This window comes from Arachidicoccus rhizosphaerae (assembly GCF_900107765.1).
Classification (GTDB): Bacteria; Bacteroidota; Bacteroidia; order Chitinophagales; family Chitinophagaceae; genus Arachidicoccus; species Arachidicoccus rhizosphaerae.
The window spans coordinates 25,309-44,073 of sequence record NZ_FNQY01000016.1 but is presented as its reverse complement, the minus strand read 5'-3'; the positions used below and the strand labels follow the sequence as shown (position 1 = coordinate 44,073).

The 18,765-nt window shown below is 44.5% G+C and carries 12 protein-coding genes; 11 read left to right on the top strand and 1 reads right to left on the bottom strand.

All coding sequences use genetic code 11. The features are described 5' to 3' along the window. Nucleotides 1–116: 116 nt before the first annotated feature. The 4 genes from pelA to BLU80_RS13325 all read left to right on the top strand — a co-directional run bounded on the left by pelA (nucleotide 117) and on the right by BLU80_RS13325 (nucleotide 6,845). Nucleotides 117–1,187, top strand: coding sequence for a pectate lyase (gene pelA / locus BLU80_RS13340; protein ID WP_211481845.1), 1,071 nt, complete (start codon nucleotides 117–119; stop codon nucleotides 1,185–1,187). A 184-nt stretch (nucleotides 1,188–1,371) separates the two neighbouring features. Further along, nucleotides 1,372–2,589 carry a transposase gene (locus tag BLU80_RS13335; RefSeq protein ID WP_091399385.1) on the top strand — a complete coding sequence of 406 codons (1,218 nt, stop codon included), beginning with the start codon at nucleotides 1,372–1,374 and terminating at the stop codon, nucleotides 2,587–2,589. A 29-nt stretch (nucleotides 2,590–2,618) separates the two neighbouring features. Continuing rightward, nucleotides 2,619–5,108, top strand: a complete 2,490-nt coding sequence (locus BLU80_RS13330; protein WP_091399530.1) for a glycoside hydrolase family 95 protein — start codon at nucleotides 2,619–2,621, stop codon at nucleotides 5,106–5,108. Nucleotides 5,109–5,177: 69 nt separating this feature from the next. Then, nucleotides 5,178–6,845, top strand: coding sequence for a glycoside hydrolase family 43 protein (locus BLU80_RS13325; RefSeq protein ID WP_091399381.1), 1,668 nt, complete (start codon nucleotides 5,178–5,180; stop codon nucleotides 6,843–6,845). Between the two features lie 170 nt (nucleotides 6,846–7,015). Here BLU80_RS13325 and BLU80_RS13320 read toward each other — a convergent pair whose 3' ends face one another. Then, a complete protein-coding gene (locus BLU80_RS13320) occupies nucleotides 7,016–8,044 on the bottom strand; it encodes a LacI family DNA-binding transcriptional regulator (protein WP_091399377.1) in 1,029 nt (342 codons plus the stop codon). A gap of 395 nt (nucleotides 8,045–8,439) precedes the next feature. Here BLU80_RS13320 and BLU80_RS13315 point away from each other — a divergent pair, with 395 nt between their 5' ends. The 7 genes from BLU80_RS13315 (at nucleotide 8,440) to BLU80_RS13285 (ending at nucleotide 18,734) form a co-directional block, all read left to right on the top strand. After that, complete coding sequence (locus BLU80_RS13315; protein ID WP_244518917.1) at nucleotides 8,440–9,252, top strand: rhamnogalacturonan acetylesterase; 813 nt, start codon at nucleotides 8,440–8,442, stop codon at nucleotides 9,250–9,252. A 93-nt stretch (nucleotides 9,253–9,345) separates the two neighbouring features. Continuing rightward, nucleotides 9,346–10,911, top strand: a complete 1,566-nt coding sequence (locus BLU80_RS13310; protein WP_091399372.1) for a glycoside hydrolase family 28 protein — start codon at nucleotides 9,346–9,348, stop codon at nucleotides 10,909–10,911. Nucleotides 10,912–10,981: 70 nt separating this feature from the next. Beyond that, on the top strand, nucleotides 10,982–11,641 hold the full coding sequence (locus tag BLU80_RS13305) for an SGNH/GDSL hydrolase family protein (RefSeq protein WP_170831242.1): 660 nt from the start codon (nucleotides 10,982–10,984) through the stop codon (nucleotides 11,639–11,641). Further along, nucleotides 11,625–12,680 (top strand): pectinesterase family protein, encoded by a 1,056-nt coding sequence (locus tag BLU80_RS13300; RefSeq protein WP_091399364.1) that lies wholly within the window; start codon nucleotides 11,625–11,627, stop codon nucleotides 12,678–12,680. Before BLU80_RS13305 ends, BLU80_RS13300 begins: the two co-directional genes overlap by 17 nt. 390 nt (nucleotides 12,681–13,070) lie before the next feature. Continuing rightward, the gene (locus BLU80_RS13295; protein WP_211481844.1) at nucleotides 13,071–14,915 is read left to right on the top strand and encodes a glycoside hydrolase family 28 protein; all 1,845 of its coding nucleotides are present in this window, start codon (nucleotides 13,071–13,073) and stop codon (nucleotides 14,913–14,915) included. Between the two features lie 73 nt (nucleotides 14,916–14,988). Further along, nucleotides 14,989–17,046 carry a glycoside hydrolase family 88/105 protein gene (locus BLU80_RS13290; protein WP_244518915.1) on the top strand — a complete coding sequence of 686 codons (2,058 nt, stop codon included), beginning with the start codon at nucleotides 14,989–14,991 and terminating at the stop codon, nucleotides 17,044–17,046. Between the two features lie 125 nt (nucleotides 17,047–17,171). Next, the gene (locus BLU80_RS13285; RefSeq protein WP_091399361.1) at nucleotides 17,172–18,734 is read left to right on the top strand and encodes a tagaturonate reductase; all 1,563 of its coding nucleotides are present in this window, start codon (nucleotides 17,172–17,174) and stop codon (nucleotides 18,732–18,734) included. The last annotated feature ends 31 nt before the right edge of the window (nucleotides 18,735–18,765 follow it).

The following is an 18,765-nucleotide window of genomic DNA, read 5'->3' as shown; positions in this document are numbered from 1 at the left end:
ATGCAAGTAATTAAATTTGGATGAATCATTTTTTGGTAGACAATCCCAAATGCATCCCTTTTTATCATTAATAAAAGTATGGCGCAACTACGAATGTGCCGGCTCAATAATAGATTATGAATAACCATTTAAAAAGGATAATCAGATGCATGAGTCTGAGTGTGCTATTTGCGGGTGTTGCGATGTTCAATTATGCCCAATCCAATAAAAGACCTGCGGCTCAAGACCAGGTAGCAGAAAATATGCTGCTGTATCAGCGGTTAAGCGGTGGTTGGGCAAAAGCCGTTCATGGCAGGAAAATAGTTTATGATATTTCCCTCACAGAGGCCCAAAAATACCAGATAAAACAGGAAAAGGGGTTAAAGGATGCCACCATTGATAATAAAGCGACCTCAAGGGAAATTAATTATTTGGTAAAGGCTTTTGATAAAACCAGGGACAGTGCTTATTTGCTATCTGCTCAAAAAGGGATAGACTATTTGCTGAAAGCTCAGTATGACAACGGAGGCTGGCCGCAGTACTATCCGGATAGCAGTTTATATCGGAGTCAGGTGACTTTTAATGATAATGCCATTGTCAATGTTTTAAACGTATTAGATAATGTAGTACTGCAAAAAAATGGTTATGAATGGGTGGATCCTAAGTATCAGCCACGTTGTGCCACTGCCCTGCAAAAGGGAATAGGCTGCATCCTGAAAACACAGATAAAGGTTAATGGTAAGAGAACCGGCTGGAATCAACAATATAATAAAAATACCTTATTGCCTGAAAAAGCCAGGTCATTTGAACTGGTAGGTCTTGCATCGGCCGAATCGGCGGCGATCGTTGAATTTCTGATGAATCAACCACGTCCCGGTGCAGCGGTTAAAGCTGCCGTTACAGGTGCCGTTGATTGGCTTAAGTCGGTGGCTATTGAAGGGTATACGGTTCAAAAGGTGGAGGATCCGAATGAACCCGGCGGGGGTAAGAATGTGGTCCTTAAAAAAACTGAAAACAGCAGGATATGGGCCAGGTATTATGAAATCGGCACCAACCGGCCATTTTTTTGTGGCAGAGACGGGCAGAAAAAATATAATTTACAAGAAATTGAAACGGAAAGAAGGCTTGGGTATAGCTGGTACGGCAGCTGGCCGGAGCGGATTATAACAAAAGACTATGCTAAATGGCTGGAGCAGTATGGGGATTAGGTGCCGGATGGTGATAGCGGGGACTTTGAGTCCTGTTTATGATTAATTATTTGAAAATTATTAAATTCAATACTCCGGTAGTTTTTAAGGCCGGAAAAATGTGGATAAAATAAAATTTTCTTGATTTTGTAGGGAATTTATTCACAGGCGGAGAAAGAGAAGAAAAAAGGCGGTAGAATATTGTGTGAAAAATAAAACCGCCGCCTTTAATAAAGCGATGCGCTTTATCAGTGCAAGAATAAATCAAGTTAATGAATTGACCAAACCCCAGAAGAAATTTCTGGGCTGGATCTTTGAAAAATGGATCATGTTGCCGGTAAGGCACAATTTCCTGAACCTTTTCCGGTATGCTGACGGTCAGTATTCTGAAAAAAGCATTCGGAATCAGTTTAGTAAGAAAATGAACTTCCGGGCATTGTTTGACAGCTCCTTTGGCGGCCTCAAGGCTAAAGAGTGTATCGCAGCCTTTGATCCGAGCTTCATCCCGAAAAGTGGAAAAAAGACCTTTGGCAAAGGCAGGTTCTGGAGCGGCAAGGACCAGCGGGCTAAAGCGGGACTGGAAATAGGCTGTCTGGCACTGGTTGATGTTGAGGCTGCAACAGCCTATTCCATCGAAGCGATACAGACACCTGGAGAAATGAAAAATGCCTTGATGGATCATTACGTGGGTATTATCCGAAACAACATTGGTCGAATTAAGTCTTTTACTGATTATCTGGCGGTAGACGGCTACTTTATGAAGAAAACGTTTATTGAACCCATGTTGAAAATGGGTTTGCAGGTGATTACCCGTATGCGACCAGACGCGAACCTTCAGTACTTGTATAAAGGGCCACAGAAGACAGGCCGGGGCAGAAAACGCCGTTACGCAGGAAAAGTCGATATGAACAATATCGATAAACGTAGATGGAAATTGTTCTATGAAGATGATCATATTCTGGCCTTTGAGTTAGTAGTATGGTGTGTCACCTTAAAACGAGAAGCTAAAGTGGTGTATCTGAAACACAAACAGGGTACAGGACATACCGTATTCTTAAGTACCGACATTAATATGAGTGGAAAGAAGATCATGCAATATTATGGATTACGATTCCAGATTGAGTTTCTAATACGAGACGCAAAACAATATACCGGCCTGGAAGAGTGCCAGGCGGTCAGTGAAAACAAATTATATAACCATTTTAATTTATCGCTCATGTCCGTATCACTTATGAAGTTAACCTGTTGGGCTAGTCTGAAAGACAAATCAGACATCCCGTTTTCCATGAGGAGTATCAAAACATGGTACTACAACAAATACCTCACGGAAACTATTTTTTCAAACTTGGGTCTAGAGCTGAATTGCAATAAAATAAAAAAGCTCTATTCAAAATGCTTAAATATCGGCTCAATGGCCGCTTAATTAATTACCGAACTATTGAAATTAAAAATATGGGTTACAATTGTAGGCTTAAAAGTGTTTGTTTATTTGCCCTGTTATTATTAGGTATGGCTGGCAGCTTTGCGCAGCAGCCTTTATTACTGCAATATGATCATCCGGCAAGCAACTGGAATCAGGCATTGCCGGTAGGTAACGGCCGGTTGGGGGCCATGGTGTTTGGAGGTGTGCCAGAGGAACATCTCCAGCTAAATGAACAAACCGTTTGGGCCGGTGAGCCTGGTAATAATATTTTACCCCATGTTTATGACAGTATTGTAGCGATTCGTAAATTGTTATTTTCAAAACAATACAAGGCCGCTCAGGATATGTCCAACCGTGTCTTCCCACGAGAAGCCCCGGCTAACAGTGATTATGGAATGCCTTATCAACCGGTAGGTGATTTATATATCCGGTTCAAGGATCAGCAAAATATACAGCAGTACCATAGAAGTTTAAATATCAGTGACGCCGTCACGCAAACAAGTTATGAGGCAGGCGGCGTGCATTTTAAAAGAACGGTAATTGCTTCCTTTTCAGATGATGTCATCATTGTCAGGTTAAGTGCAGATGCTCCGGGAGCCATAAACTGTACACTGGGCATGAGCAGTGCGCAGATCGTGCACGAAGTTTCTACCTCAGATAAGATGTTGGTTTTAAAAGGTCACAGCGGGAGCGTAGAAGGCAAAAAAGGAAAGGTTCGTTTTACTACGCTTGTAAAACCGGTCCTTCAGGGTGGACAGCTGACTGTAAGTGACTCAACGCTAACTATTGAGGGAGCCAGTACGGCAACTATTTATATCTCGATCGGAACAAATTTTAAAAATTACCACGACATAAGTTTAAATCCGGATCAGCGGGCGGCCGACTACCTGAATAGGGCCATCTCCAAAGATTATAACCTGGCCTTAAACGCACACAAAGCGATTTATCACAAATTTTTTGACCGGGTCAGTTTTCAGTTAGAAACCCCCGATACCGCCACTGCTACCACGGACCGGCGAATAAAAGATTTTGATCAGCATTATGATCCGTCACTGGTGGCCCTTTATTTTCAGTTTGGCAGGTATCTTTTGATCAGCTCCAGCCAGCCGGGAGGGCAGCCGGCTAACCTACAGGGAATCTGGAACGATAAAATAGCGCCGCCCTGGGGCAGCAAATACACCATTAATATTAATACAGAGATGAATTACTGGCCTTCTGAGGTGACCGGTTTACCGGAAATGTCAGGGCCGCTTTTTGAAATGCTGCGTGACTTATCTGTGACCGGGAAAGCTTCCGCTAGTCAGATGTACCATGCCAGAGGATGGAATGCCCATCATAACACGGATATATGGCGCATTACCGGCCCGGTGGATGGAGGTTTTTATGGTATGTGGCCCATGGGGGGTGCCTGGCTCAGTACCCATTTATGGCAGCATTTTTTATATTCAGGAGATCAGCGCTTTCTGGAAAAAAACTATGATATACTAAAAGGTGCTGCTTTATATTTTGTGGATGTTTTACAAGAGGAACCTGATCATCATTATCTGGTGGTTGCTCCTTCCATGTCACCTGAGCATCAATATATGAAGGATGTAGGACTTAGTGCGGGCACGACCATGGATAACCAGATTGTTTTTGATGTATTCTCCCAGGCGATTGCAGCCAGTCAGTTTCTGAATAAGGATCAGTTATTGGCCGATACCTTAAAAAAGATGATTCAACGACTGCCTCCGATGCAGGTAGGTCAGTATGGTCAGTTGCAGGAATGGCTGGAGGACTGGGATAAGCAACATGATACGCACCGGCATATCTCTCATTTATACGGCCTGTTCCCCAGTAATCAGATTTCACCTTATGATCATCCGGAATTATTTGCAGCTGCCACAAGAACGCTGATCAGCAGAGGAGATGTGTCTACCGGCTGGTCCATGGGTTGGAAAGTCAACTGGTGGGCGCGTATGAAAGATGGTAATCACAGCTGGAAATTAATTCAGGATCAGCTGCGCCCGGCACCTGAACTCAAAAAAGGAGAAGGCGGAGGCACTTACCCGAATTTATTTGATGCACATCCTCCTTTTCAGATTGACGGAAATTTTGGGTGTACTTCAGGGATTGCCGAGATGCTGCTTCAGTCTCAGGACGGAGCCCTGGAGATTCTGCCGGCCTTACCGGATCAGTGGCGTAAAGGAAGTATTAAAGGGCTCAGGGCCAGAGGCGGTTTTCAGGTGGATATTGACTGGGATAAGGGGCAAGTCACTTATTTGAAAATTTATTCCGCCCTGGGTGGTAATTGCCGGCTCCGGTTGCCTGCCGGTTTAACACTTAAAGGAAATGTTGCCTTAACTGCTGTCACGAGGAATCAGAAGAACGCCAATCCGTTTTATAAAATAGCTGCCATCAGTCGTCCTTTAATCAGCAAAAAGGCGGATAGTGCAGACTTAAGCATACCTCAATTTCCTGCAACGACGCTCTTTGATTTTACCACTGAAAAGGGAAAGAGTTACACTTTTTACCCTTAAGCGCTCTATGTATACCTGTATTACAGCAAATCGTTTTTAACTTCATCATTTCAGAAAACACCATTAAGCATGCAGCATCGTCATTTACCCAAATATTTTTTGTCAATTGTTCTTGGTTCTGCGAGTCTGGGCGCTCCTTGTTTTGGACAAAATAACTATGTATCCAAAGTCTGGGTTGCCGACCAGGGTAATGGAACCTATAAAAATCCGATCATCAATGCCGATTATTCAGATCCCGATGCCATTCGCGTAGGGGAGGACTATTATCTGGTCGCTTCCAGTTTTGAGGATATTCCGGGGTTGCCTATTTTGCATTCCAAAGACCTGGTCAACTGGACCATTATCAATCATGGTCTGCAAAAACAGATTCCGGAGGATGTATTTAATATCCCTCAACATGGCAATGGTGTCTGGGCGCCCGCTATTCGGTACCATAATAAGGAATTCTATATTTATTATCCGGATCCGGATTACGGCATTTACATGATAAAAACGGATGATCCCGCAAAAAAATGGTCAGATCCGGTCCTGGTATTTCCTGGTAAAGGAATCATTGACCCATGTCCTTTATGGGACGATGACGGTAAGGTCTGGCTGGTACATGCTTATGCAGGCAGCCGGGCGGGCATTAAAAGCGTGATCGCCATTGCCCCCATGAACGAAGACGGGTCAAAGGTTGTGGGAGAAGATCATATTGTATATGACGGTCATATAGATGACCCGACCATCGAAGGCCCCAAGATTTATAAGAGGAACGGTTACTACTACATTTTTGCGCCGGCAGGAGGGGTATCTACCGGCTGGCAGTTGGTTTTGCGATCTAAAACGCTAATGGGACCTTATGAGAGGAAAGTCGTTATGGATCAGGGTAAAAGTCCGGTTAACGGACCTCACCAGGGTGCATGGGTAACCACCCAGACAAATCAGGATTGGTTTTTACATTTTCAGGATAAAGAAGCCTATGGAAGGGTCCTGCATTTACAACCCATGAAATGGGTTCATGACTGGCCTGTTATTGGGGAGGATAAAGACGGGGATGGCAAAGGGCAGCCGGTAATGACCTACAAAAAGCCTGATGTAGGCAAAGCATATCCAAGGCTTACACCGCAGCAGTCCGATGAATTTAATGAGCATTCTTTAGGACTGCAATGGCAATGGGAGGCCAATGGCAGCGGAAGATGGCTGATGACAGGTAATGATGGGCATTTAAGGTTATATGCACTTCATACCCAAACGGCTACGAATTTATGGGAAATTCCCAATATCCTGGCGCAGAAATTTCCTGCAGACAGTTTTTCCGTAATCACCCAACTGCAATTTTCGGCAAATGAGAAAAATGGCAGTCAGGAGGCGGGGCTTGTGGTACTGGGCCTGGATTATGCCAAGCTGGCTATTGCCAGTGACGGCACCGCTTACCGGTTGGAACAAGGAATTTGTAAGGCCTCAGATAAAGGAAATCCGGAAAAGAAAACCACGGTTACCATCCTTAAAAAACCAGAAGTGTGGATCCGGGTAGATGTACATAATCCTCAACCTAACCATGCGCTTTGTAAGTTTTATTATAGCCTGGACGGTCAAAAATATACGGCGGTACCACAGGATTTTACCCCAACGCCAGGAAAGTGGACCGGTGCTAAAATCGGCATCTATGCCACTGCAGAGAAGACGACTAATGATGCGGGATATGCGGATTTTGACTTTTTCAGGGTATTGCCGCTCAGTGAGCAGGCAAAATAAAGATCCGCATCAACAGACTAGGTACATTGAACCTGATAAAAGCAATGGGGTGACGGTTTAGCAATCTGCTAAACCGTCACCCCATTGCTTTTATCTTAATCTAAGACCGAGCGCTTTCAGCCGGAAAGCTTTGCTGCTTCACAAAGATTCTTTACGCAAAGGCTTGATTCTTAGTGTCCTTTGGAGGAGTCCCTGGCAAAAAAATCGGGTTCCAAAACGATTTCACTATAATCGACTACCGGTCTTTTACTTTCTATTTGCTGGATTAATAGTTCAGTCGCCTGCGTGCCCATGGTGACCGCTTTTTGCTGTATAATGGAAAGAGAGGGGTTCAGAAACTCCGTCAGATCCAGATTAGAAAACCCGATAAGCGCCATCTGATCGGGGATCTTAATATGATGCTTATATAAGTAACGGTAACAATTCGTGGTGATCTTATCGGCACAGGATAAGATGGCCTGCGGCGGTTCATCCAGAGACAGCAGATCCTGCATGACCATTTCTACTTCTTCGTAAGACAGGCCTCCGTGCTGACAGTATTTGACATAATCTTCCCTGTGGGGGATCTGATGGAACTCCAGCGCCTCGTCATAGCCTCTTTTGCGTTCTTTAATGATGGCCAGATTGTCGGGGTTTCCGATAAAAGCGATTCTTTTATAACCATTATGGATGAGATGCTCCGTTGCATCAAAGGCTCCTTTATGATTATTGGACCTGACTTTATGTCCTTCGAGGTTTTTAGCAATCCTGTCAAAAAAAACGATGGGCATACCTCTTTGCTGCAATTCTTCTATATGTTCCAGGCTTTTGGTTTCGGAACTCAGAGATATGAGCATACCGTCTACGGATTGGCTCAGATTACGGACGGCTTCCTGTTCTCTTTCAAAGTTTTCAAAGGTCTGACTTATAATAACATTGTATCCCTTTTCCTTGGCTACGGATTCTACCCCGGCAATAATCTGGGAAAAAAAGCTATTGGCAATCTCAGAAATGGTAATCCCTAAGGTCCGGCTTCTGCGTTTTTTCAGGTTAAGCGCAGAAGGGTTGGGCCGATAATTGACACTTTTTGCATAATCAACAACCAACTTTTTAGTTTCTTCGCTGATTTCATAACTATCCCTTAATGCCCGGGACACCGTTGACGTGGACAAATGGAGTACTTTTGCTATATCCTTAATAGTAACTGACTCAAATTTCATGATGCCTTATCTGACTTTAAATTTATTGTGCATTCAAACAGCGGACGAAAGATAAGCCATTTTGGCAAAAAACCATGTATATATTTTATCATAAACGTGCTTGCAATCGTTGCCGATAACGATTGCGTACACAACTAATGCGCTATCGATTGCAAGTTTATTAGCATTTTAATAGCTCTTCCTTTAATAAATATTCCGGAGAAGGGTGGATTTCAGCCTTTTGGTTGGTATCGATTGCGTAAATTAATTACGAGATTTACATTCATTTGTTAGTAGATGCGATTAACTTGCCTGTAACAAAAGGCGGAAAATTTTTGTGGATGGATGTTAAATTCACAAGGGTGTTTATCTGCAGGATCCCTGTTCTAAGGGAATTAAAATTCTAAAATTACGCAATGACGAAGATCAGCCGACAACGCTTTAATAATGTATTTTTTAAATCAAAAGGCAGCGCCCTGTTCAGGGGACGCAATATTATTATATTGGCGTTGCTAATGACTTGTATGTCTTTTACCTGGTTATTACAACATAAGACGACCATCTATATGATAGGAGATTCCACCATGGCGGATAAGGCGGTGCGGGCGTATCCGGAAACGGGATGGGGAATGCCGTTTCACTATATGTTTGACTCCACCGTAGTCGTGGATAACCGGGCACAAAACGGACGCAGCACCAGCACTTTTATTGCAGAGGGCCGTTGGAAAGATGTACTGAAAACCCTTTCAAAAGGCGATTATGTCTTCATTGAGTTTGGCCATAATGACGAAGTGCCTACAAAAAGAAGTTACACGCCTGCTCCCCAGTTTGTCGCAAATCTGAAAACCTTTATTCAGGATACGCGGGAAAAGGGGGCGACTCCGGTGTTACTCACCCCCGTAGCGCGCCGGCATTTTGATTCTTCCGGCCGTCTGATAGATACGCATCCGGTATATGGGCCTTTAGTTATTAAAACTGCCAGGGAAGAGCAGGTGGATTTAATTGATTTAGAAAAGCTCAGTATGGATTTACTGAAAAAAATGGGACCGGAAACCTCTAAGTTGCTATATAACCAGTTAGAACCCGGTGAACATCCTCATTATCCTAAAGGCGTTCACGATGATACCCATTTTAATGAACTCGGTGCCCGGAAAATGGCAGAAATGGTGTTGCATCAGCTGGTGGAACTCCAACTGCCTATTGCGCAGCATTTAAGTCCTAAGAGATAGGACAGGTGTAATAAAAAATAAAGCTATTTTAATAGGAGTCACTGCCATCAGGTGAAAAGTGATTGATACAACAAAAACTAAAAGGTCATCTCTATGCAAAAAAGAAATTTTAGCGGGTCGCTTAAGTTTAATCATAAGAAACAATATAAAAGCCCGGGATTTATGGTAGGCGGGCTGAAAACGATTTCCAGATGCGGAGTCGCAGGGCTCTTGGCACTCAGTACATTAGGTGCGGTGACGGGACTTGTGAGTTGCCAATCCGTTAAAAACAATAAAAGTGCAGCCAGTTCAGGATGGGATAAACTTGACAGCATCAAAGAAAGAATTGTTGCACCTACTTTTGCGCAGACAGATTTCTCCATTTTGGATTTCGGAGCTAAAAATGACAGCAGCTTTGATGCGCTACCGGCACTGACCAGGGCCATAGATGCTGCCAGCCAGCATCCCGGAGGCGGAAGAGTCGTTGTGCCGGCTGGGGTCTTTTTTGTGAAGGGGCCGGTCCATTTGAAAAGTCATGTAGAGTTACACCTGGAAAAAGGGTCACGTCTTAAATTTTCTACCGATGCAAACGACTTTTTGCCTGTTGTACACACCAGATACGAAGGAATAGAGATGATGAACTATTCCCCATTAATTTATGCCTATCATCAAACAGATATAGCGGTCACGGGAGCGGGTGTTTTAGACGGTCAGGCCAACAATGAACACTGGTGGTGGTGGACTGGTTCTAAAAGGTTTGGCTGGAAAGAAGGGATGCCACAGCAGGAAAAACCAGAAGATAAACCCAGGTTAAACCAAATGAATAAAGACCAGGTGCCGGTTGAACAGCGTGTTTTTGGGAAAGGACATTACCTAAGGCCTACTTTTGTAGAATTTTATGGATGCAAAAATATCCTGATCCAGGGCGTTACCCTGATTAATTCGCCTTTTTGGATCTTACATCCGACCCTTAGCCAAAATATAACGATAGATGGAGTCAGCACCCTTAGTTATGGTCCTAATAATGATGGCTGCGATCCGGAATCCTGCAGGGATGTCTGGATTAAAAACTGCCATTTTGCCAACGGGGACGACTGCATTGCCATTAAAAGCGGCAGGGATCAGGACGGCAGGGCTTTTAACGTACCTTCCAAGAATATTATTATTGAGAACTGTAAAATGGAAGATGGCCATGGCGGCGTGGTAATCGGCAGTGAGGCTTCCGGTGGCGCGGAAGATATATACGGACAGAACCTGGAAATGAACAGCCCGTCCCTTGACAGAGCCATTCGTATAAAATCAAATAGTTGCAGAGGGGGCGTGATGAGACGTTTTTATTTTAGAAATATTGAAGTGGGGCAGGTGCATGAGGCGGTTATTAAAATTAATATGTTTTATGATGAGAAAAATACGGCAGGATGCACCTATACACCGACACTGGACAGTGTATTTATAGATCACGTGAACAGCCATAAAAGCGAATACGCTATTAACCTGCAGGGCAGAGACGACAAACATGTGACACATATTAGCATTGACAGTTGCAGTTTTGAAAATGTTGAAAAAGAAAGTATTATCAAAAACGTAGACCAGATAGAAATCACAAGCACCACGGTCAATGGAAAACCGGTGAATGCTGCCCAGATTATAGCCGATTCTAAAAATGCGGCGAAGAAATAGTTCCATTCATCTGTTGTAAAACCAAACGCTTTTAATCATTCATATGCAGGTAAAGAAAATGACTTCAAAGATGACAAATATCCTTTTAACGGGATGCGGATTATTACTGCTACTGAGCTTTGTCAATCTTTCTATTCAGAAAAAAAAGACGGTTGTCTGTTTCGGGGATTCCATTACCTATGGTGCACAGGTAGACGGGAAAAGCTGGGTCTGGTATCTTGAGCAACAGCAGTCGGGTACCGCTTTTGCTTATATCAATGCAGGTAGGAGCGGTCGTAAGACGGCCGATAAATCAGAATTATTACCTGTGTTAAATAAGTATCCACATGCTGAGATGTATGTGTTCTTTTTAGGAGTGAATGATTTAAAAAACGGCAATGATGCCATGGTGGCCAGCTGTATTCAAAATATGCAATGGATGATTGATCAGGTTCGCAAAAAAGATCCGACCGCCAAAATCCTTATTTTGTCTCCCTCTGATATCAATACAAAGATCATGAATGATATCAATAAAGGAAAGCTGTATAATGAAAATACAAGGATCAGTCTGAAAAAATTAGCCTTTGGTTACAAAAAACTTGCACAGCAAAATAAGACCGGGTTTCTTTCCTTGTTAAATGTCGTGCCCAGAAAGGCCTATGCAGACGGACTTCATCCCAATGCAAAGGGGCAGCAGGCCTTATATAAAGCAATTGATAAAAAAATAAACAGTTATGACAGGGGAAATTAAAAGCCGTTCCGGTCAGCTGAGCATAATAGCCGGCAGAAGCGTCCTTAGGAAATTACTATTACAGCTGGCCTGTTTGATAGGGGCTATAGGGAGTCTGCATGCCGAAGGTCACCCGGATGGAACAAAAAAATTATCCTCACTTAAAATGGATACCTTAATTGTTGCCCCCGATGGATCCGGAGCATTTACCAGTATTCAAAAAGCAATTGAAGCCGCCAAGGCCTATCCTTTAAACAGGACGGTGATTTATATTAAAGCAGGAATATATAAAGAACAGGTTCGTATTCCAGCCTGGAATCCGGATATCAGTTTAATTGGAGAAGACAGAGAAAAGACCGTCATTGAATTCGGCAGTTTTTTTGATCAGGTGGCAAAAGGAAGAAACAGTACCTTTTATACCGCTACGCTCAGCGTGGAAGCCCCGCGCGTTATCCTTAAACATTTGAGTATCGTCAATGATGCGGGTCCGGTAGGGCAGGCCATTGCCTTATCTGTTTCCCAGGACCAGTGCCTGATTGAAGACTGTAATATAAAAGGCAATCAGGATACCTTTTTTGCTACAGGCCGCAGGACCCATGTTTATCTAAACAATTGTTTTATTTCGGGAACGACGGATTTTCTATTCGGAGACGCGACTGTCCTGGTCCACCACAGTACGATTTTATGCCAGGCGAACTCATATATTGTAGCCGCTTCCACTAGTCAGGGACAGGCTTTTGGATTTGTATTGGATCATTGTACCATTTTAGCTGCAACGGGGGTTAAAGAGGTTTATCTGGGCAGGCCGTGGCGTCCTTATGCAAAGACGGTGTACCTGAATACCAGGATGGGGCCTTTCATTCAGCCGGCGGGATGGAATAACTGGAGCAGTAAAGCAAATGAGTCAACCGCTTATTATGCAGAATATAACAGCCAGGGGCCGGAGGGTAAATTACCTGTCGCAAACAGAGCCGGCTGGTCACACCAGCTGCAAAAGCCGGAGGCGGACAGATATACGGCCCGGGCCGTATTAGGAGACTGGGTCAACCATTTACACTAAGGGGCTCCAAGGACAGGCTAAATATGCAATGAGGCGCACCCTACGACTTTGATATCGTTTCCGGGAACCATTGCGTAAATAAATAGAAGTTAACCCTGATATTATAAACAATGAATATATAGTTTTGATAACAGGTAGTTAGGGGCAACTTTGTAGATATGCCACAAGATAAAGATGGGATTAAACCCGCAATCATTGCTCCTGAATACGGGATATAAACAGGACCCGCTTCAAAAGGGGAGCGGATGATATAGGAAGGGCACTCATTAAACAATTAAATATTCATTAGCCGTATCTTCAGTTTGGGATATCCTATGCCGGACTGAAGCACTGTCAGATGAAAGAGGTCAGCCGGGTATTTAAAATTATTCAGAATCAGATGTAAATGCTATGATAAAAATCAGGCCGCAAACAATCAACAAAGGAGAACTGCAAAATCATTTTGATCAGCACGGTGACTTGTCCAAATCAGCCTTTTCCAGAAAATGGAAACGAGGACTGGTGATGGCGGCCACAGCGCTGGGTATGCATTTATTTTCGCCCGTATCTACTTACGCGCAACAGCAAAGCTTCATTAAGAGCGCTTTGCCAGATGAGTTTGCCATACCTGCCTCACTACTGGCATTGGAACAATTGCGCTTACCGGATTTTAAACGAGATACTATATTCATTCAACAAAGCGGCGGCTCGCCCGATGGTATTACTTTAAACACAGCGGTGATTCAAAAGGCGATCGATCAGCTGAGTACTAACGGTGGCGGGGTTGTCTATGTGGGTGTCGGTCAATGGCTGACCGGACCCCTGGTATTAAAATCCAATGTCAATCTCCATGTAGCTGCCGGAGGATTACTGCAATTTTCCAGTGATTTTGATCAGTACCCGATGGTAAAAACCAGTTATGAAGGGGTGGAGGCTGTCCGTTGTCAGGCGCCTGTTTCTGCCTTAAATGCAACCCATATTGGAATTACCGGCAATGGAATCATCGATGGGGCCGGGGACAGCTGGCGTATGGTGAAAAAAGGAAAACTGACCGAATCGCAGTGGAAAACACTGGTTGGCTCAACAGGGGTGGTGGATAAGGCGGGAACCACCTGGTATCCTTCCAAAGGATCCTTAAAAGGTTCCACTGTTAAAGATGCAGGGGTGCTGAAAGCTGGCAAGACGGCAGCGGATTATAAAGATATCAAGGATTACCTGCGGCCTAATTTATTGTCGCTGATCAATTGCAAACAAGTATTACTGGAAGGGGTCACCTTTCAGAACTCGCCGGCCTGGTGTCTGCATCCGCTTTTATGTGAGCAGGTGATCATACGGGGTATTTATGCTAAAAATCCATGGTATGCTCAAAATGGGGACGGCCTTGATCTGGAGTCCTGTAAAAATGTCCTGATCGAGCACAGTAGCTTTGACGTAGGAGATGATGGCATCTGTATGAAGTCCGGCAGGGATGAAGAGGGCAGAAAGCGGGGCGTCCCCACTGAAAATGTCCTGGTACAATACGCAACCGTTTATCATGCACACGGCGGCTTTGTCATCGGCTCAGAAATGTCCGGCGGCGTTAAAAATGTGGCCATTCGTCGCTGCAGCTTTTTGGGAACAGATATCGGACTGCGTTTTAAGACGACCAGGGGCAGAGGCGGGGTTGTTGAAAATATATATGCCAGCCAGATTAATATGCAAGGCATTAAGGGTGATGCCATCCGTTTTAATATGTACTACGCCGCGAAAGATCCGGTGCCGCTCAATGGCGAGCAGACCGAGTCGCCTAAAGAAGAGCGGCAGCCCGTTACGGCCGGTACGCCGCAGTTCAGGCATTTTTATATAAGTGATATTAATTGCAACGGCGCCGATCACAGCCTGTTTTTCAGAGGTCTGCCGGAGATGGCCATTAAGGATATTCATTTGCGTAATCTGGTCATGCGTACTAAAAAAGGAATAGAGCTGATTGAGGCTAAGGGCATAGACGTTGCAAACCTGAAAGCCGTGCTGACCCGTCCCGGGGAAGCTATGATCACCTTAAGCAATACAAGCAGCAGCCTTTTTGAAAATCTGGATTTGGCACAGACAGCCGCAGTAACCCAAAGGGGCAGTGCGCCGCATATTGTGGTATCTGGAGCCGACAGTAAAGCGATTGTTTTGAAAGAAGTCCGGATAAATGGGGAGGCTGCCAGTAAGGACCGGTCAGCTATAAAATTCGGGGCCGACGTTTCGGATGCTGCCCTGGAATTTAAATAAAACAAGTAATTAAACGTATAAAATTCACAAACACAATATCACAAACAAATTATTCATAACAAAAATCAGTATTATGTTTAAAAATCGCTTCAACGGTAAACATAAGATGCTTCTGAACAGTGGTCCCATACCTGGCTGGCGCAGAGCAGTTTATGTGGCACCGTTTATGTCATTTATGGCGCTGACGTCCTGCGGACAAGGAGCGGGGTCTGCCCGCCAGGCAGCGCACTCAACAGTAGCTGCGGTCGTCAGCCCTTCGCAGGGTATTCAGGCCGATTCTCTGGCTCGTCAAATGGCCAGAACAGTGATGACCATCTGGAAAGATCCCACCCAGAGCGGTCAGCATGCTTATAAAAAATGGAGCTATGATGAAGGCGTTGTGTTAAAAGGATTTGAAAATATCTGGATGCTTTCAGGTGACCCGCTGTACTTTAATTACATCCAGCATAGTATGGATGATTTTGTTGATAAAAACGGGGTCATAAGAGATTATGATTCTCTGTCCTATAAGCTGGATGATATTAACAACGGAAAGCTGTTGCTGACGCTTGCCCGTGTGACCGGAAAAAAACAGTATTGGAAAGCGGCGACCAGTTTGCGTAATCAATTAAACGGGCAGCCCAGAACCTTTGACGGAGGTTTCTGGCATAAGAAAATTTATCCTAACCAAATGTGGCTGGATGGATTGTATATGGCCGCCCCTTTTTATGCAGAGTATGCGATGGTCAGTGGCGAGGATACTGCATTTAATGATATTGGAAAGCAGTTTGTATTAATGGAAAGACATGCCAGAGATAGCAAAACCGGCCTTTTATATCATGGCTGGGACGCTTCAAAAGAACAAAAATGGGCCAATAAACAAACGGGTCTGTCTGAGAATTTCTGGGGCCGGGCCATGGGCTGGTATGGCATGGCGCTGGTCGATGCGCTTGATTATTTCCCCGAAAATCAACCCTATAAAGATAGTCTGGTACAGATTTTAAACCGTTATGCTACAGCCGTTGTAAAGGTACAGGACCGGACAAGTCATGTATGGTGGCAGGTATTGGATAAAGCGGGGGATGCCGGTAACTATCAGGAAGCCTCCGCGTCCTGCATGTTTGTGTATACCCTGGCTAAAGGGGTCAGAAAGGGATACCTGCCGGCCAGTTATGATAAGGCAGCCCTGGACGGATTTGAGGGAGTCGTGAAGCAATTTGTCGCCAGGGACAGTGCAGGCAATACGGTACTTAACGGAACCTGTGAGGTGGCCGGACTAGGCGGAAAGCCTTATAGAGACGGCACTTATCAGTACTATATTGGTGAGAAAACAAAAGTGAACGACGGCAAAGGGGTAGGCGCCTTCCTTTTGGCTGCTACGGAGATCCAGATGGCCGCAGATCGTAATTACGGTGTTAAAGCCGGAAAAACGACCAAGGTTTTACTGGATAATTTCTATAACAATGAGACCAAGGTGAATCTGGCGGGTATTACCCAGGCCATGCACTATACTTTTAATGACAGAGAAAATAGCGGATTTTCCTTATGGGGAGATGTGTTTGAATCTCTGGGTGCCAGAACCGCAACGCTCAGAGCTGCTCCCACAAGGGAGAATCTGAAAGGCGCTGCTGTATACATGATCGTCGATCCTGATACGGACAAGGAAACCTCGTCACCAAATTACGTTGACCAGGCGGCCATAGAAAATATTAAGGCCTGGGTTAAAGAAGGCGGTATCCTGGTACTTATGGAAAATGACTCCCTGAATGCAGAGTTTGATCATTTTAACCAGTTGGCAGAAAGCTTTGGGGTGCATTTTGACGGCAACAGCTTAAACAGAGTCCAGGGCCATCAGTATGAACAAGGCGCCATTGACATTGCTCCGGATGACAGTATTTTCTCTGGCGTAAAACAAGTCTATATTAAAGAACTTTCTTCGATTACCTTAAAGGACCCCGCTCAGGCGATATTAAAGACCAAAGACGGTCATGTTGCCGGTTCTCTGAGTCATTTCGGTAAAGGTATGGTACTGGCTATCGGAGATCCCTGGTTGTATAATGAATATGTGGATGGGAGAAAATTGCCGCTGCAGTTTGAAAACTATAAGGCCATGCGTGCCCTGAGCAAATGGCTGTTAAAAAACAGCCGGTAAGTCAAAATAAACATTCAATCATATAATCCGGTAACGGGTCACCCACTTTCTGTTACCGGATTTAACTCAAAATCATTTCAAAATAAAACTGAAAATATAACTACATCATAAAACAAGATTAGAACATGCAAGAGATACTGGGTAATAAAGCTGTTAATAGCAGATTAAATAGAGACAGCCTGGCTGCTATTAAATCTATACCCACACCAGGTGAAAAGATATTGGCCTTACCGGAAAAAGTGCTGCAATTCGGCACAGGCGTATTACTGCGCGGATTACCGGATTATTATATTGATCAAGCCAATAAACAAGGTGTTTTTAATGGCCGGATTCTGGTAGTTAAATCAACAGCACAAAATAAAGCGGATGATTTTAAAGAACAGGACGGACTTTTTACCCTCTGTTTAAGAGGTTGGAGTAAGGGCAAGGCGACCAGTGAGGATATTATCAATGGGGCGATCAGCCGGGTCCTGGATAGCCAGCGTGACTGGCAGCGGGTGCTGGAAGCCGCCGCAAGCCCGGATATGCAGATCGTTTTTTCTAATACGACAGAAGTGGGAATCGTATTGGATAAGGAAGATATTTTAGTGAAGGGACAAACGCCCAGATCTTTCCCGGGAAAGCTGCTGGCATTTTTGCTGGAAAGATTTGAAAAGTTTAAGGGAGATCCGGACGGCTCCAAAGGTATGGTAATCGTACCAACTGAGCTGATTACGGATAATGGCAGTACGCTTAAAAAAATCTGCCTTGAACTGGCCAGGATCAATCAATTGTCAGAGGCCTTTATTCAGTGGTTAGACCAGGCCAATGATTTTTGCGATTCACTGGTGGACAGAATCGTTTCCGGCAGGATGCAGCCTAAACAGGAGGCTGAAGAAATGGGAAGACTGGGGTATACCGATAAATTGATGATAATGAGCGAGGTGTACGGGCTTTGGGCGATTCAGACCTCCCGTCCACACAGTGCAGCGCAACTCAGTTTCAGTCAGGTTAACAAGGGCGTTATTGTGACGGCAGATATTGAAAAGTACCGCCATCTAAAACTGTTTTTATTGAACGCTCCTCATACTTTTAGCTGCGTTATCGCCCAGGCCCTGGGTTTTCAGTTTGTTAATCAGGCGATGAATGATGAGGGGTTTTATGGGTTTATCTCGGAACTATTAATGGAAGAGGCGGTACCGGCAGTATTAGGAGATACGATCAGTAAGCAGGAAGCAACTGATTTTGCTCAACAGGTGCTGGACCGTTTTAAAAATCCCTATATAGACCACCGCTGGTCGGATATCAGTAAACAAATGACCCTTAAAATGGGCATGCGCTGTCTGCCGCTGATGCGTGATTTTTTTGAAAAATTCGGTAAATTGCCTGAAAGGATGGTGAAAGGATTTGCCGCTTATCTGGCCTTTTTGAAAAATCAATTTTCAGATCACGGGTCAGATAATAATAGGCAGACCACCCTGAATGGTGCTAAATTTAGCCTGACGGATGCGAAGGCCGCTGCTTTGGCTGCGCATTGGGACAAGCTGCGTGACGGGGCGCCTCTGGACGCTGTCATTGCAGATATCTTGTTGGATGAAAGTATCTGGCCGCAGGCGGTACTGGAAGCTGTCAGACAAATGGATGGCCTCGCGGTTAGCGCCGCCACCGCTTTACAGGCAGCTGATTTTGGGAATAATATTCGTTTGTAATGGAAGGGGCTTTAAGTTAAAATAAACAAAT

Coding starts and splice junctions, on each gene's coding strand:
- pelA (WP_211481845.1), top strand. CDS start 117: ATGAATAACCATTTAAAAAGGATAATCAGATGCATGAGTCTGAGTGTG.
- BLU80_RS13330 (WP_091399530.1), top strand. CDS start 2,619: ATGGGTTACAATTGTAGGCTTAAAAGTGTTTGTTTATTTGCCCTGTTA.
- BLU80_RS13325 (WP_091399381.1), top strand. CDS start 5,178: ATGCAGCATCGTCATTTACCCAAATATTTTTTGTCAATTGTTCTTGGT.
- BLU80_RS13320 (WP_091399377.1), bottom strand. CDS start 8,044: ATGAAATTTGAGTCAGTTACTATTAAGGATATAGCAAAAGTACTCCAT.
- BLU80_RS13315 (WP_244518917.1), top strand. CDS start 8,440: ATGACGAAGATCAGCCGACAACGCTTTAATAATGTATTTTTTAAATCA.
- BLU80_RS13310 (WP_091399372.1), top strand. CDS start 9,346: ATGCAAAAAAGAAATTTTAGCGGGTCGCTTAAGTTTAATCATAAGAAA.
- BLU80_RS13305 (WP_170831242.1), top strand. CDS start 10,982: ATGACAAATATCCTTTTAACGGGATGCGGATTATTACTGCTACTGAGC.
- BLU80_RS13300 (WP_091399364.1), top strand. CDS start 11,625: ATGACAGGGGAAATTAAAAGCCGTTCCGGTCAGCTGAGCATAATAGCC.
- BLU80_RS13295 (WP_211481844.1), top strand. CDS start 13,071: ATGATAAAAATCAGGCCGCAAACAATCAACAAAGGAGAACTGCAAAAT.
- BLU80_RS13290 (WP_244518915.1), top strand. CDS start 14,989: ATGTTTAAAAATCGCTTCAACGGTAAACATAAGATGCTTCTGAACAGT.
- BLU80_RS13285 (WP_091399361.1), top strand. CDS start 17,172: ATGCAAGAGATACTGGGTAATAAAGCTGTTAATAGCAGATTAAATAGA.